The following is a 14803-nucleotide window of genomic DNA, read 5'->3' on the forward strand; positions in this document are numbered from 1 at the left end:
CGGGGACTTCAGTGGCGCGGCGTGCCGTACGTGGGCGGGGGCGAAGGACCCGGCCCGGCTTTCTCCGGGGCCTCGTCCAGGCCGTCCGCCTCCGCGCCCAGCCGGAGCCGCACCGCCACCGCGGCCTGGAGGATGGGAGCCGTCCTGGCCTCGCTCCTCAGGGCGTCCCACGTGCCTTGTTGGATGCGCGGCCCGGCGGGCGTGAGCACGGAGACCCGGAATTCCGCGCCGGACGGAGGCGCGGGCCGTGGACCCTGGAGGGGAGGCTGGGTGGCCACGAGCGCCTGTCCTGTCTGGACGAACCATTGGGCAACCTCCTTCACCTCCGAGGAGGGCTCCTCGAAACCAAAGAACCCCCGGCGCGGGCACAGGAGGCGCGCGGTGCCATCGGCGTAGACCGCGAGGATGTCAGGCCTTTGCCACTGCTCGCACTCGATGATGATGCCCAGGATGCGAGCCGACTCCTGGCGGTCGGGATGCTGTCCGAGCCAGCGCAGGCAGTGCCACGCCAGCAGGCGGAAGCGCGAGTCGTCGCCGTGCTGGACGAGCATCTCCTGGAGCTCGCGGATGGCCCCTTCGCGGTGGTGCTCGCGGAGCCTGTCCGCCGCGCGGGCGAAGAACCCCCATGCGGCGTTCTTGCCGGTCAGCTCGCCCCGGCTGGCGGCGAAGCGGGCCGCGCTCTCGAGCGACTCATCCGCGAACAGCATCTCTCGCAGCTCCGCGAGCGGATCTTCCTCTACCGGGCGGGGCGAAGCCCGCTGTTTCAGGCGCTTCTGGAACCACCGAGGCCAACCCATCATGTCCTCCTCATGAGGTCCACCATGTCACCTCTCTCTGGTAGTTTCCAATGCTGGAGGTTGTCAGCAAATGTGCCTACCCATCTCGGTGGTGTTGGTGGTACTCATGGGGACGGCGGCCCCGGAGGTGGAGGCGAAGCGCGTGGAGGCGCGGCGGGAGGTCCGCCTCGCGGGAGACGCGCTCCAGGACATCCAGGTGCTCCGGCTGGCACCGGGGACGGTGACGCTGGTGCTGTTCGACTCCTCGCTGGCGCCCGAGTCCACGGACACCACGGCGCTCCAGCCGCTGCTCGAGCGGATGGAGGTGAATGAGCGCTCCCTGGTGCTCAAGCCACGGGCGGAACTGAAGGAGGCGACGGTGGGGCTCACCGTGCGCTTCAAGGACGGCCATGCGCCGGAGCAGGTGGCCTTCACGCTCGTCTCCCACCCGGACGTGGTGGACACACAGGTAGAGGTGCTGCGCAAGCCGCGGCCCGCGGAGTGGCTGCTCGCGGAGCTGACTTCGCTGCGGGGACGCTGCGCCGCGGCGGAGGCCGGGCTGGCCGCGCTGAGAAGGCAGTGCGCGGCGAGCGGGCTGGTCGGAGCGTACCTGTCGGGGGAACTGGACCTGCTCCAGGACATCACGGTCCGGATGCTGGAAGGGAAGAGGGCCGTGAGTGATGGGCTGACCAGTCGTCCCGGGATGCCGCTCATTCTTCTGAACTCCGGACCCCTCAAGGTCCTGGGCGTGGAGCTGAGCAACCCTCCCGGCCACGGGCCGTGGGTGGCCGGCCGGGCCCGGCTGGTGCGGCTGGACCCGGAGGGCCGGGCGCTGGGAGCGGCACGCGAACTGCCGGTGCATGTCTTCGGAGGGCAGCTGGCGCCGGGCGAGACGGCCCGCCTGGCGGTGCGCTGGGAGGAACCGGAGGGGGAGCAGGCCGCGGCGGTGTCGCTGGAGCTGATGGACGTCAGCGGTCGCCGTGGCATTCGCTGGGAACGACTGGAACTGTAGTCGCCGCAGGCGCGGGAGGAGGCCACTTGCAACAGGCGGACACGAGTACGGGGGAGTCGCGGGTGCGGGTGCTGTCGCCTGGGGCCCTGCCCAGGGGCACGCGGGTGGCGCGCTGGGAAGTGGTGTGCCAGGTGGGCAGGGGTGGCTTCGGCACCGTGTACGCGGTGTGCGAGGTAGGACGTGCTGACGGCCCCTGGTACGCGCTGAAGCTGGCACGCGAGCCGGAAGATGCTGGCTTCTCTCGCGAGGCCCGGGCGCTCTCCCTCGTGAGCCACCCTGGGGTGCCGCGCCTGGTGGCGGCTGGAACGTGGGAGGCGGGAGCGGCGGGCTACCCGTACCTGGTGCTGGAGTACGTGCGGGGCGAGTCCCTCTATCGCTGGGGCCGGTTGCTCAACCCCACCGCGCGACAGGTTGCGGGGCTGCTGGAGCAGGTGGCCGGGGTGCTGGAGGCGGCTCACCGGGTGGGGGTGCTGCACCGCGACTTCAAGGGCGACAACGTGGTGGTCCGTCCGGGTGGGCAGGTGGCGGTGCTGGACTGGGGGGCCGGGCTCCACCCTGACGCGCAGCCCCTTACCTGCACGGAGCGGCTGCCTCCCGGTACGCCGCGTTACTTCAGCCCTCAGGTGGCTCGCTGGCGCGCTCGGGCCAGGGGTGGCGGCGGGGGGCGCTATCCATACTCGGTGGCGGATGAGCAGTACGCGGTGGGAGTGGCCTTCTACCGGCTGTTGTCGGATGAGTATCCGCCGCCGCAGCTGGCGCTGGCCGGCGGTTGGGAAGCGCTGGAGCCGCGTCCCCTGGACTCGCTCAATCCGAAGGTACCTCCCGCGCTGTCGGCCATCGTCATGCGGTTGCTGGCGCTCCGGTCCGAGGAGCGCTTCGCCAGCATGACCGCGCTGACACAGGAGCTCCTCGCGGCGCTGGAGAAGGCGGGGCCGGAGTGGGACGTCCCGCTCTTCGATTGGTACGCAGGCCCTGGCAGCGACTCCCGCACGACTCAAGAGGGAGAGGGTGAGGAGCAGTGTGGACCTGTGGCGCCGGGACAGCTGGCGGCCATCCTGCGTGACAGGCAGCAGCGGCGTGAAGACGTCGCCTATGAGGGCGCCAGGCGCTGGGTCCGCAGGCGTCATCCGCAGGTGCTGGCCCGGCCACAGGCCGGGGCGCCCGGGCCGGAGGAGGTTGGCTCCTGGTGGGGCGGGAAGCTGGCCGCTGGGGCCGGGATGGCACCTGGACCCGAGGTCGGCGTGTCCCGGACGGCGGCGCCGCCCTCCCCGCGCGAGCAGGAGACACCCTTTCCAGGAGAGTTTCCTGAGCCCGAGCCAGCCCGAGTGCCGGGGCGCTCGCTGCGGAGGGGAGCCGTGAAGCGGATGCCGTGGAGCGCCGCGCTGCTGGGAGCGGTGGTGGTGGGCGCCACGGGGCTCATCCTGATGAAAGCGCGCTCCATGCCGCAGGCGGTCCTTGGTCCCCAGGCGGCGCCTGGCGGCAAAGTGGCGACTCCGGCACCCACGCCCCATGCTACCGCACCCGCGACGGTCCCTCGATGGATGCCGCCGCTCGCTCTTCTGGAGGAACCCATGCCTGCCCCCAAACAGAATGACATCCAGGTTCTCAAGCCAGGCAAGGGCGCCGCGTCCGCGCTCAAGCGCTGTGTGGGACTGGTGGGGGCGGCGGCCACTCTCGCCGCCTGCCCCGGCGCACAGTTGCGCCCTGTGAGCGGTACGCCCTGTCCACAGGAGGCCCTGGACGGCATGAAGAAGCTCCGGCTGCGCGTGGGCTCTGTAGCCGGCACTGGCTACGTGGACACCCGGCAGCCGGGCGGCGCTGATCAGCTTGCCTGGCTTCGTGACGGCTCCATCGTCAGCCGCGTCGTCACAAATGTCGGAGGTCTCGTGGAGGGCTCGTTGCTGTACGGGCGACTGTGGACGAAGGGCCCCGCGGTCATCGGCCGCTACACGGAGGCGGAGCTGCCGGATGGAACGCGCTACCCCGTCTGCCTCAACCTGGGGGACGAGGACGGTTGGGACAAGGACCCGGAGTCCACCGAGGAGCTCGCCGCGATTACCCGCAGTGTCGCCTTCACGGCCGTGAAGGTCTTTCCCTGAGCCGGGCCCGGCCTCGCATTTGTAAAATCATTTGGCAGAAATCCAGCGTCCGGGCAGGCGCGTCGCGTGATGACTGGACCTGACAGGTCGTTTCCGGATTGGTAATCCATGGGGTAGGTTGCCCTTCGCTGTCGCGCGGCTGCTGTCCACGCGAGCGAAGGGAGTCCGCACGTCATGGCAACTCGAAAAGGTCGGAGCAGCGGGGCCGAGGTCCTCTTCCGTACCGGGGACGCGACGTTTGAGCTGACGCGGGAGCTGGGCTGCGCACCCCAGGGCGTGCGCCTGCTGCTGGCCCGGCGTATCGCCTCGGGCGTGGTGGAGCAGCGCGTCCTCAAGGCCCTGCCGCTGCCCGCTGGCGGAGCGCTGACGCCCCAGGAGGTGCGGGCGCGCCGCCGCCTGGAGGAGGCCGTGCGGCTGTCCGGCTATCTCCAGCACCCGGCCATGGCTCGCGTGTACGGACTGCACGAGGCGGAGGACACCCTCTTCCTTGAAATGGAGTACGTGCCCGGCCTTTCCGTCGATGACCTGGTGGCGCTCTCGCTGGCCCGGCGCCGCTTCTTCCCGGAGGACTTCCTGGTCCACATCGGCCTCCAAGTGGCGCAGGCGCTCGCGTATGCACACGCGCTCAGGGACGAGCGTGGGATGCCGCTGGGCATCATCCACCGGGACATCCAGCCGCACCGCATCCGCGTCGGCATGGATGGGACGGTGAAGCTGACGGACTTCGGCATCGCCTGGTCCCGGCTGCCCGAGCGGGCGGAGACTTCCTTCCGGCGTCCTCACGGCTCGCACTACTTCGCGGCGCCGGAGGTGCTCTTCGTGGAGCGTGTGGACGCGCGGGCGGACCTGTTCTCGCTGGGGGCGGTCCTGCTGGAGCTGGGCACGGGGCGCAACGTCTACAGCCGTCCCGACGTGCTCGAGCCCGTCCTGGAGGAGCGACTGTCGGAGGAGGACAGGGCACGCGTCGAGCGGGGCGTGATGGCGGCGGCGGACGCGGAGCTGCCGCTCGGAGAGTACGAGGCCGTGGCCCTCCAGGCCGCGACCTTCCGGTCGGAGGACCTGGAGCGGCTCGCCGAGCCGCTGACCTCGCGCCTGCGGTTCATCCTCCACGGCCTGCTGCACCCCGACCCGGGCGAGCGCTACGAATCGGCGGACGCGCTGGTGGCGGACCTGCTCTCGCTGAGGCGGGAGCTGGGCCCGTACGCCTCCAGCGACGTGGAAGAAGCCTTGCGGCGGGCGCTGTCCAGCGCGGGACGCAGGCTCGTCGAAGAGGAGATGGACGAGGACCTGGCGAGCCTGCTGCGGCGGGAGGACATCAGCACCGAGCCGTGAGCGCTGCGTCGGCTGTCGCCTCTCCGGGTTATCGTGTCTTTCATCAAAATCACGGAGATGGCATGCCGACGAGGTTGAGGTGGTGGGCCCTGTTGCTGGTGCCGCTGGTCGGCTGCGCCAGCGCGCGGGTGGTGCGCCTGGAGACGGGACAGGGGGCTCCGTGGGAGTACGTGCCGCCCACCACGGACCGGTCCGTGGTGGTGAGCGAGGACGCCTTCGAGGAGGCCTTGGGCCGGCTGGCGCTCGAAGTGCCCCTGTCGCTGCGGCCCGCCGAGGCCGGGTGGCTGGTGCGTGCGTCGACCCACGGCAGCGTCATGGACGGGGCGCTGCGCAGCGCGCTGCGCAGGGACTATGGCCGCTGGTGCCACGCGCATGAGGGGCCGAGCGACTGTCTGTCGTTGCTGGAGGACGGGCTGGGGCTGGGGGCCACGGACAGGCTGCAGCTGTCGCTGGGCCTGTCGTTGGAGCCGATGCACGAGAGCATCGCGGACGCGGTGGAGGACACGCTCAACCCGACGTTCTTCAAGGCGGTGGTGGTGTCGGCGCTGGTGACGTGGGCGATGCTGGCGGCCAACCCGGAGCCGGTCTTCACCAAGGCGGCGGCAACGGTGGCGGTGTTGGTGATGGCCTACGTGGGCGTGGATGCGTTCCTGGCGATTGTGAGGGCGTGCCGCGAGCTGAAGGGGGCCTCGGATGGAGCCACCACGTTCCAGGAGTTGGAGGAGGCGGGTGCGCGCTTCGGGCGGGTGGTGGGGGAGAAGGGAGCGCGCATCTTCGTGCTGGCGGTAGCGCTGGTGGTGGGGAAGGGCACGGTGGGCGGCGCCACGTGGCTGGCCTCGCGGCTCCCGCTGTTGCCGGGCTTTGCCGAGGCCGCGGCGCTGAGCGCGTCACAGCTGGGAGTGAACCTGCGGGCCATCGGGCAGGTGAGCGCGGTGGCTGTGGTGGAGAACGGCGTCGTCATCACCCTGGCGCCCAATGCGGTGGCCATGGTGGCGGCGAGTTCGGGCGTCATCCAGGGGGACCCGGATGGGACCGTGCATCACATCTGCACGGATAAGAACCCCGTCTCCACCAAAGAGGGCGGACCGTGGACGCCCCAGTTCGAGAAGATTTTCAACAAGGCGGGCATGTCGCTGAAGAATGACCCGGCGAACCTGGTGCGCATCAGGGGCCATGAAGGCCCTCATCCACTGACGTACCACCGGGAGGTCTTCCTGCGGGTTACAAAGGCATCGAACGGATGCGATACTATGGACCAGTGTCGTAAAGCACTGACTCGTGAACTCCGACGTATTGCACAAGAGCTCACGACGCCAGGCAGTCGGTTGCGTCGGCTCATTACGGAGCACTGAGCACTGAGCGAAGTAGAGGCAATGTTGATGCGATACTTCGACTTGACTGAAGACGTCTACTCCCCAGGCCGCTGGCACCTGGACACCCCTGTGGACGGCCAGGGACAGGAAGTCGGGAGCTGGCTCTTCCTGGAGGGACAAGCCGCATCAGTGACAGAGCCCCTCAAGGTGGCGCTCTATCGCCGAGGCAAGCCGCTCGACTACTCGCAGGCGGACGCAGGCATCGTTCCCGTCGTGCATCCTCGCGTAGCATCCGTATTCGAGGAACTGGCTCGGGGAGACGTGCAGACCTTCCCCATCCAGGTTGAGGGACAGCCCGAGCCATATGTCCTCATCAACGTCATCCGAGTGGTGAAGTGCATCGACGACCAGGCTTCGGAGCATGTGGAGCGCTGGATTCCCGAAGACGAGAACGACCAGCCCGAGCGTGCCGGTGAGTACCGGAACGTCGTGGGCATGCGCATCGACAAGTCCCTCGTGGGAGACGCCAAGGTCTTTCGCCCGTGGGGATGGAACGTCGTCCTCGTCGTCTCCGAGGACATCAAGGAGGCCCTGGAGCGCACCGGGGCCTCCGGCATGAAGTTCGTCGAGGTCTGACCTGGCTCACGGGCACAGCGGACTGCCGCCCATGCCCGCCGCGCAGCCTTGGCCCACGCAGTACTTCGGCCCGCTGTCCTGGGCCGGCCGCTGGCCGTAGTACGTGTCACGTGGCACGCCCACGGTGCAGCGCCCCTGCGCCGGGTTGCCGGACGGGTCCTCCACCACGTAGTGCACCGTGTACACGCGCCCGTCGCCCGTCTCGTCGCGCTCCGCGCGCAGCTGCACCGACGTGGCATTCACCCGCACGTCCATGTCATCGCACGTGGCCCCATCGCAGGTGCCGTCCACGTCCTCCGACTCGTCCGACGTCACCCGGAGGATGCGGCCATACCGCTCCAGCGGCAGCTCGCCCGAGCACGCGTCGCGCGCCACCCCTGCGCACTCCGCCAGCGTCACCGTGCGGTACTCATGGTCCGCCGGCCGCAGCTCGACACCCTGCGAGCTCCCCGGCACCGGCGCCTTCGTGTCCCGCACCGACACCGAGAAGCCGCACCCGCACGCATTGCCCGCGCCGTCCGTGGCATTGCAGTCCACCACCGTCCGCCCCAGCGGGAAGGTGGTGCCCGTCGGATGCGAGCACGTCAGCGACACCGGCCCGCAGTTGTCCTCCGCGCGCGTCACCCAACTCGCCTTCGCCCCGCCCGCGGTGCACTCCAGCACCTGAGGCGCCGGGCAGGCGATGTGCGGCAGCGTCGTGTCCACCACCGTCACCGTGCCCGTGCACACCGCGCTGTCCTCTCCGTCCGACGCCGTCAGTGTCACACCGTGGCTCCCCAGCCCGAAGGTCCCCGGGGCCGCCTGCGTCACCGAGAAGGGACCGGGCTGGCCGTCCGGGTCATGGCTCCCGTCGTCCACGCTGGCCACCGCGCGGCACGCGGCGTCCGCGCTCACCGTGACGTCCCGGCACAGCGCCACCGGGGGCTCGTTCACCGAGCACTCCAGCCTCACGACGCCCGAGGCCGTGTTGTTGTCCTCGCGGCACTCCTGCTCGCGCCCGAGCCCCGCGCCGTCGTCATCCACCACCGCGGACACCGCACCCCGCCCACCGGGAGCGGAGGCGAGCTCCAGCTCCACCCGCACCTCGGCGCCCGGGTCCACCTTGTCCGCCACCGTGGCCACGCCCAGCAGCGTGCCCCCCGCGCCGGCCGCCCCGAGGAAGAAGGCCACCTGCACACCCGCCGAGGCCGCCGCGTCACCCTGGTTGCGCACCCGCGCGCCCAGCGTCACGGCCCCCGCGCTGTCACACGTGGAGTCCACGTCCGCCACCACCAGGTCCGGCGCGGCGAAGGGCTTCACCGTCCCCGTGCCCTGGCTGTTGGTGCGGAAGGTGTTGAGCCCCGGCGTCAGCCAGTTGGTGGCGGGCCGCGCGGGGATGGAGCCGTCCTCCCCCACGTTGGTGACGGAGTACGCATGCTGGTTCCAGATGCGCCGCGTGTTCACCCAGCCGTCCTTCTTGTCCCTGAACACCCGGATGCCGTGGAACGGTCCGAAGTCACACGCCGTGTTCTGCGCCACGACGATTTCGGCGTTGCCGTCCCCGTCCACGTCCGCCACCACCGGGTTCTCGTACGCGGTGCACGAGCTGTGCGGCACCTCGAAGCGCACCGTGCCCGTCGCGCCGTCGTAGATGCGCAGCGCCGTCTCGTCCGCGTAGACGACCTCGGCGCGGCCGTCGCCCTCGAAGTCGAACGTCGACGAGCCCGTGCGGTTCGAGCTGTGGTCCTGCGTGGGGCTGAGCCACTTCACCGTGCCGTCCGCCTCGAAGACGGAGTACCAGGCCGCGCCGGCCACGCCGATCTCCGCCTGCCCGTCCGCGTCGAAGTCCGCGATGTTGGGCGGCCCGCCCACGCCGCCGCCCAGGTGCTCCACCGTCCAGCGCACCGTGCAGTCGGCCTCCATCAGCGACACGTGGCCGTCCCACACCACCACCACCTCGCCCGCCGGGTCCGCGTCGAAGTTGCCCACGCCCGACAGCCCGTGGCCCAGCGACTCCGCCCTGCACCGCAGCGAGCCGTCATGCCGGTAGATGGCGCGCCCGTTCACCACCTCCTGCTTGCCGTCCCCGTCCAGGTCCACCGCGAAGGCGAGCGGGCCCGTGTCGTTGGGCGGGCCTCCCACGCCATCACTGCCCACCCACTTCAGGGCGCCGGTGCTGTCGTAGACGTGGTTGCCGGCGATGATCTCCACCGTCCCATTGCCATCCAGGTCCGCCAGCGACACGCCGCCCCAGTCCAGCCGGGGCCCGGCCGCGCGGAACTTGAAGGCGCCGGTGTGCTCGAAGCAGAGGATGCCCAGCGCGTCCTCCGGCACGGTGCACAGCTCCACCCTGCCGTCGCCGTCGATATCTCCCGCCGCGACGCTCGCCGAGCCGCGCACGCGCAGGGCCGGGTCCGTCACCGCCCACAAGTCCGAGCCGTCCGCGCCGCTGATGGCCCGCAGCACGCCGTTCGTCTTGAAGTTCCAGCCCTCGAAGCTGTTGAACACCACGTCCGGCACGCCGTCGCCGCTCACGTCGACCACCACCGGCGTGGAGTTCACATTGGTGTGCGTAGGCACCACCGGGCTGTCCGTCCAGGCCCACTCCACCTCGGGCTCGAAGTGGGGCTCGAAGGGGGGCCGCACCTCGCAGCGGGCCTCCGTCTCCGTCTCCACCTCCACCACGGCGGACACGCCCTGGCCTCCGGGCTCCGCCGGAGGGCTGCTGGTGCACGCCATCAGTCCGAGCGCTCCCAGGGACGACCAGCGCGCCACGCGCCCGGCCCTCCAGCCTTGCTGACCCATGCGACCTCCCACGGCTGCCTGCCCGGGCCCCAGACATGCCGACGGGCCGAGGTATTCATCCACCCGGCCCCGCGGACCCACCCCGAAGGGCGGGCGCCTGTCGCCTGGGCATCACTTCCGCCTCGGGGTGTCCGGCACTGCACGGAGGAAGGCGACGAAGGCGGGCATTGCAGGTCATGCGTCCTGCCCGTTAAAGGGGGGCCACCATGCCGCCCGGCCTCCTCGACACCTTCCGCGTCCTCGCCTCGTTCGACCCTCCGCGCGGCTCGCTGCGGGGCGCGCCCTGGGAGGAGTACGTGGACTGGGCCATCTCCCAGGGCCTGGCGCCGCTGGCCGCCTACAACCTGCAGTACCGGCTGGGCGGAGCCGACGTGCCGGAGTGGGTCCGCGACAGGCTGCTGGCCATCTACCAGGGCTCGGCCAACGACAACGTGATGAAGCTCGTCAACTTCAAGCAGATGGTTGACGACCTCCAGGGGCGCCGGCTGGTGCTGATGGGCGGCGCCTCCTTCGCCGACTCGCTCTACCCGCACGTGGCCTTCCGCCCGGTGACGGAGCTGCAGCTCCTGATGAAGCGGCTGGACGTGGACGGCTTCGCCGGCTTCCTCTCCAACCACGAGTTCCGTCCCGAGGACGCCAGCGGCACCGGCGCCACCAAGGTGCTGTCCGACGGGCGCACCCTCATCTACCTCTACTCGGACATCCTGGGCCCCCAGCGCCGGGAGCAGGCCGCGGGCATCCTGGAGCGGGCCCGGCCCATGAAGATGTACGGCCCGTCCGTGTTCCGCCCGGAGCTGGAGGACGCGGTGCTGCTGACCGTCCTCGAGCAGGCGCGGCAGGGTTACGAAGTACCCTGGCTGTCCTTCCTGGACCTGCGGGAGCTCGTCACCGGCGCGAAGGCCATGGGGGGCCCGTACTCCAAGGCCCTGGACGTGCCGGCGCTGCTGGCCCGGGCGGCGGAGTGGCGCGTGGAGCGCGCCCTCTACACGTCCCTGGCCATCATCGCCCGCCTCTTCCCGGAGGCTGTCCCGGACGCCACCGCCGCCTTCCCGCCGCTGCGCCGGGCTACCCGCGAATTGCTGGACCGGACGGTGGTGGGTCCGGTCAGCATCCCCGGGCGGGCCTCGGCCCTGAAGGGGCTGGAGCGGGTGCGCCGCTTGCTCACAGGTCAGTGAGGCTGGCCGGCTGCCCTCCTGCCCTGGGGGACGGGCTTCCTTTCCGTGCGGCTCCCGGCGTATGAGTCCTGCTCCGGACATTCCCCACTGGGACATTTTCAATGCGTATTGCCATCATCGGAACGGGCTACGTCGGCCTCGTCGCGGGCACCTGCTTCGCGGACTCGGGTAACGACGTCACGTGCGTGGACATCGACGAGCGGAAGATCCGCATGCTCCAGGCGGGCGAAGTGCCCATCTACGAGCCGGGTCTCGAGGAGCTCATCAAGAAGAACGTGCGCGAGAAGCGGCTCTTCTTCACGCGCGACCTGGCCGAGGCCGTGGCCCCCGCGCAGGTGGTCTTCATCGCCGTGGGCACGCCCGAGGGTGAGAGCGGCGACGCCGACCTCCAGTACGTGCTGGCCGCCGCCGAGCAGATTGGCAAGGCGATGAAGCAGTACACGGTGGTGGTGGACAAGAGCACCGTGCCGGTGGGTACCGCGGACAAGGTTCGCGACGCCATCCGCAAGGTGACGAGCGTGGAGTTCGACGTCGTCTCCAACCCCGAGTTCCTCAAGGAAGGCGCCGCGCTGGACGACTTCCTCAAGCCGGATCGCGTCGTCATCGGCGTGGACTCCGAGCGCGGCCGCAAGGTGATGGGCGACCTGTACGCCCCCTTCGTGCGCACCGAGAACCCCATCATCTACATGGACACGCGCTCGGCGGAGCTGACGAAGTACGCCGCCAACGCGATGCTGGCCACGCGCATCTCGTTCATGAACGACATCTCCGCGCTGTGCGAGAAGGTCGGCGCGGACGTGGACTTCGTGCGCAAGGGCCTGGGCTCGGACAAGCGCATCGGCTACCCGTTCCTCTTCCCGGGCGTGGGCTACGGCGGCTCCTGCTTCCCCAAGGACGTGAAGGCGCTGGTGGCCACCGCGCGGGACTACGGCCTGGAGCTGGACCTGCTGCGCGCCGTGGAGCGCACCAACGAGCGCCAGAAGAAGCTGCTGGTGAACAAGGCCGTGAAGCACTACGGCACGCTCGAGGGCAAGAAGTTCGGCGTGTGGGGCCTGGCCTTCAAGCCGAAGACGGACGACATGCGCGAGGCGCCCGCCATCGAGGTCATCGAGGGGCTCATCGGCAAGGGCGCGCAGGTGATTGCGCACGACCCGGTGTCCGCGCACACCGCGAAGCGCGTCTTCGGTGACCGCATCCGCTACGCCAGCGTGCCCTACGAGGCGCTGGAGGGCGTGGACGGCCTGTTCGTGGTGACGGAGTGGAACGAGTTCCGCCACCCGGACTTCGAGCGCATGAAGGGCCTGATGAAGACGCCCGTCGTGTTCGACGGCCGCAACGTGTACGACCCGGCGCGCATGCGCGAGCAGGGCTTCACGTACTACGGCATCGGCCGGCGTTGAGCCGGCGGGGCGGGGCGCTCGACGCGCTCACCGGGCTGCGCTTTTTCGCGGCCCTCCACGTGGTGCTGTTCCACTTCGCGAAGCCGTGCGTCGCCACGGCTCCCGAGGGGGTGCGCAACTGGGTGGAGGCGGGCTACTCCGCCGTGGGTGTCTTCTTCGTCCTGTCGGGCTTCGTCCTCGCCTGGAACTACCTGGACGCGGACGGGAAGATGCAGACGCCGCCCCGGGCCTTCTGGGCGGCGCGTGTCGCGCGGGTGTACCCCGTCTACGTCCTGACGTTCCTCCTGGCGGCCCCCACCACCATCGCCCTGTCGCTGGAGGCGAACGGCTGGAAGGTGGCCGCGGTGAAGCTGGCGGTGGGCGGCTTCACCGCGCTGGCGCTCCTCCAGGCGTGGGTGCCCCGGCTGGCGCTGTACTGGAACCCCCCGGGCTGGTCCGTGGCGGTGGAGGGCTTCTTCTATGCCCTCTTCCCCCGGCTGGCGCGGGGACTGTCCCGGCTGCGTCCCTCGCTGCTGCCCCTGGCGCTGGGCGCGGTGTGGGTGCTGGGGCTGGTGCCTCCGCTGCTCTACCTGTGGCTCCTGCCGGACGGACCGGGGCCGGTGGACGCGGCCTCCGGGGGCATCTGGCTGGGGCTGCTCAAGTTCAACCCGCTGCTGCGCCTGCCCGAGTTCGTCTTCGGCGTGCTGCTGGGCCAGGCCTTCGTGCGCGAGCGCGCCGTGGGCGCGGTGAAGGGCCACGGGGCGGTGCTGGCGGCGGTGGGCGTGGCGCTGCTGGTGGTGGCCGGCGCGGCGGGCTCGCGGATTGCGTACCCGCTGATGCACAACGCGCTGCTGGCGCCCGCGGCGGGGCTGCTGGTGTACGGGCTGGCGCGAGGCGGCGGGCCGGCAGGCTGGCTGCTGTCGCGCCCGCTGCTGGTCCACCTGGGCGGAGCCAGCTACGCGCTCTACCTGCTGCAGGAGCCGGTGTCGAAGGCGGCGGAGACGCTCGCGGCCGTGCTGGCGCCGTGGGTGGACCTGGCGACGCCCGTGGGCCGGCTGGCCACCGTGCTGGTGCTGGCGCTGCCGGCGTCGGTGCTGGTGCACCGCTACGTGGAGACGCCGTTCCGCTCACGCCTGCGCAAGGCGCTGCAGCCGTGGGTGGAGGAAGAGAAGGCCGTGCCCGCGCGGCCGGCGATGCCCGGGGCCTGAGCCCCGCTGGGAGCGGCGGCGGCTCAGCGCGACAGGCCGCAGCTGCGCTTGCCTTCCTCGGACTCGATGGCGGCGCAGTCGCAGCCTTCCAGCTTCGCCTCGCACACCACCTCGTCCTCCTCGGTGGGCTCCACGCGGTTCTCCTCCTCGGCGGCGCGCTGGAGGCACAGCTCCTTCTCCACGGAGTTGGTGGAGCAGTCGCAGAGCTTCTCGGAGAGCTCGCGACAGGCGCCCTTGCAGCCGGCGAGGCCGGACAGGGTGGAGCACAGGAGGGCGGCGGTGAGGAGGAAGCGGCGCATGGGTGCGGCGAAGATGCCAGATGGTCTCCCGGATGCAAGCTGGCTTCGCGTCCTCGCGTACGGGGGCGGATGCTAGGGTCGCCCGCCTGCTCTACTCCGGGAGGAGCCGCCCTCATGCTGTCGCTCGTCGCCGCCGTCCTGCTGGCCGCCGCGCCCGCGTCGCCCTCGCCGTCGCTGCTGGCCCCGAAGTCCGGAAGGCACCTGTCCGCCCGGCTGCTGCTGGCCCAGGCTCCGGCGGAGGCGCCTCCGGACGCGCCCGTGCCCCCGCCGTCCTCCGGCGTGCCGACGGACGCGGAGCTGGACGCGCGCATCCGCGAGCTGGCGACGAAGGTGGCGCTGCTGCAGAGCGAGATTCGCTCCATCGACACCAACTGGCCCATCGGCTCGGTGGTGATGGCGTACGCGGGCTACATCCTCTCGCCCCTGCTGCTGGTGGGAATCCCGCTCATCATCGTCGGCCTGGGCGAGTCGGATGACGACGACCGGTCCACGCTGGTGGGCCTGGGCGCGGGGCTGTCCGTCGGTGGCGCGGTGGGTGTGGGGCTGCTCGTCACCGGCATCATCCGGGGCTCGCGGGTGGCCCGCGTCAATCGCGCCCATCGCGAGGAGCTCATCCAGGAGCGCATCCGCGTGGAGGGAGAGCTGAGTGACCTGAAATCCCGGCGAGACGCGCGGAGCACCTCGCCCTCGCGCCGGTGGGAGCCGCGCCCCACCGTCCCCCTGGTCGCCCTGCGCTTCTGACGCGCTGCTTCAAAGCACGCCCGGCCCCTCTGCGGCCGGGAGCGGGGCC

General features: G+C 70.8%; 12 protein-coding genes. 9 read left to right on the forward strand and 3 right to left on the reverse strand.

The features are described from left to right. Positions 1-8: 8 nt before the first annotated feature. Entirely contained in the window at positions 9-800 is a 792-nt protein-coding gene (locus LXT23_RS43415; RefSeq protein WP_253986388.1) for a hypothetical protein, read from the reverse strand. A 67-nt stretch (positions 801-867) separates the two neighbouring features. Here LXT23_RS43415 and LXT23_RS43420 point away from each other — a divergent pair, with 67 nt between their 5' ends. The 5 genes from LXT23_RS43420 to LXT23_RS43440 all read left to right on the forward strand — a co-directional run bounded on the left by LXT23_RS43420 (position 868) and on the right by LXT23_RS43440 (position 7168). Then, positions 868-1788, forward strand: a complete 921-nt coding sequence (locus LXT23_RS43420) for a DUF2381 family protein (protein WP_253986389.1) — start codon at positions 868-870, stop codon at positions 1786-1788. A gap of 26 nt (positions 1789-1814) precedes the next feature. Then, a complete protein-coding gene (locus LXT23_RS43425) occupies positions 1815-3887 on the forward strand; it encodes a serine/threonine protein kinase (RefSeq protein ID WP_253986390.1) in 2073 nt (690 codons plus the stop codon). Between the two features lie 174 nt (positions 3888-4061). Beyond that, positions 4062-5219, forward strand: a complete 1158-nt coding sequence (locus LXT23_RS43430) for a serine/threonine-protein kinase (protein WP_253986391.1) — start codon at positions 4062-4064, stop codon at positions 5217-5219. Positions 5220-5281: 62 nt separating this feature from the next. Further along, entirely contained in the window at positions 5282-6571 is a 1290-nt protein-coding gene (locus LXT23_RS43435) for an AHH domain-containing protein (RefSeq protein ID WP_253986392.1), read from the forward strand. 21 nt (positions 6572-6592) lie between these two features. Further along, entirely contained in the window at positions 6593-7168 is a 576-nt protein-coding gene (locus LXT23_RS43440; RefSeq protein WP_253986393.1) for an imm11 family protein, read from the forward strand. Positions 7169-7174: 6 nt separating this feature from the next. Here LXT23_RS43440 and LXT23_RS43445 read toward each other — a convergent pair whose 3' ends face one another. After that, a complete protein-coding gene (locus LXT23_RS43445; protein WP_253986394.1) occupies positions 7175-9952 on the reverse strand; it encodes an FG-GAP-like repeat-containing protein in 2778 nt (925 codons plus the stop codon). 206 nt (positions 9953-10158) lie between these two features. Between LXT23_RS43445 and LXT23_RS43450 the strand changes: the two genes are divergently transcribed. The 3 genes from LXT23_RS43450 (at position 10159) to LXT23_RS43460 (ending at position 13714) form a co-directional block, all read left to right on the forward strand. Beyond that, entirely contained in the window at positions 10159-11127 is a 969-nt protein-coding gene (locus LXT23_RS43450; protein ID WP_253986395.1) for a nucleotidyltransferase domain-containing protein, read from the forward strand. A 101-nt stretch (positions 11128-11228) separates the two neighbouring features. After that, entirely contained in the window at positions 11229-12527 is a 1299-nt protein-coding gene (locus LXT23_RS43455) for a UDP-glucose dehydrogenase family protein (RefSeq protein WP_253986396.1), read from the forward strand. After that, entirely contained in the window at positions 12524-13714 is a 1191-nt protein-coding gene (locus LXT23_RS43460; protein WP_253986397.1) for an acyltransferase family protein, read from the forward strand. Before LXT23_RS43455 ends, LXT23_RS43460 begins: the two co-directional genes overlap by 4 nt. A gap of 23 nt (positions 13715-13737) precedes the next feature. Here the strand turns inward: LXT23_RS43460 and LXT23_RS43465 are convergent, their stop codons facing one another. Then, the gene (locus LXT23_RS43465; RefSeq protein ID WP_323379153.1) at positions 13738-14028 is read right to left on the reverse strand and encodes a hypothetical protein; all 291 of its coding nucleotides are present in this window, start codon (positions 14026-14028) and stop codon (positions 13738-13740) included. 99 nt (positions 14029-14127) lie between these two features. Here LXT23_RS43465 and LXT23_RS43470 point away from each other — a divergent pair, with 99 nt between their 5' ends. Continuing rightward, a complete protein-coding gene (locus LXT23_RS43470) occupies positions 14128-14754 on the forward strand; it encodes a hypothetical protein (RefSeq protein ID WP_253986399.1) in 627 nt (208 codons plus the stop codon). The last annotated feature ends 49 nt before the right edge of the window (positions 14755-14803 follow it).

It is taken from the genome of Pyxidicoccus xibeiensis (genome assembly GCF_024198175.1).
Taxonomy (GTDB): domain Bacteria; phylum Myxococcota; class Myxococcia; order Myxococcales; family Myxococcaceae; genus Myxococcus; species Myxococcus xibeiensis.

Excerpts from the sequence above, each read along its gene's own strand:
- LXT23_RS43415 (WP_253986388.1), bottom strand. The coding sequence starts at position 800 with ATGATGGGTTGGCCTCGGTGGTTCCAGAAGCGCCTGAAACAGCGGGCT.
- LXT23_RS43420 (WP_253986389.1), top strand. The coding sequence starts at position 868 with ATGTGCCTACCCATCTCGGTGGTGTTGGTGGTACTCATGGGGACGGCG.
- LXT23_RS43430 (WP_253986391.1), top strand. The coding sequence starts at position 4,062 with ATGGCAACTCGAAAAGGTCGGAGCAGCGGGGCCGAGGTCCTCTTCCGT.
- LXT23_RS43435 (WP_253986392.1), top strand. The coding sequence starts at position 5,282 with ATGCCGACGAGGTTGAGGTGGTGGGCCCTGTTGCTGGTGCCGCTGGTC.
- LXT23_RS43440 (WP_253986393.1), top strand. The coding sequence starts at position 6,593 with ATGTTGATGCGATACTTCGACTTGACTGAAGACGTCTACTCCCCAGGC.
- LXT23_RS43445 (WP_253986394.1), bottom strand. The coding sequence starts at position 9,952 with ATGGGTCAGCAAGGCTGGAGGGCCGGGCGCGTGGCGCGCTGGTCGTCC.
- LXT23_RS43450 (WP_253986395.1), top strand. The coding sequence starts at position 10,159 with ATGCCGCCCGGCCTCCTCGACACCTTCCGCGTCCTCGCCTCGTTCGAC.
- LXT23_RS43455 (WP_253986396.1), top strand. The coding sequence starts at position 11,229 with ATGCGTATTGCCATCATCGGAACGGGCTACGTCGGCCTCGTCGCGGGC.
- LXT23_RS43470 (WP_253986399.1), top strand. The coding sequence starts at position 14,128 with ATGCTGTCGCTCGTCGCCGCCGTCCTGCTGGCCGCCGCGCCCGCGTCG.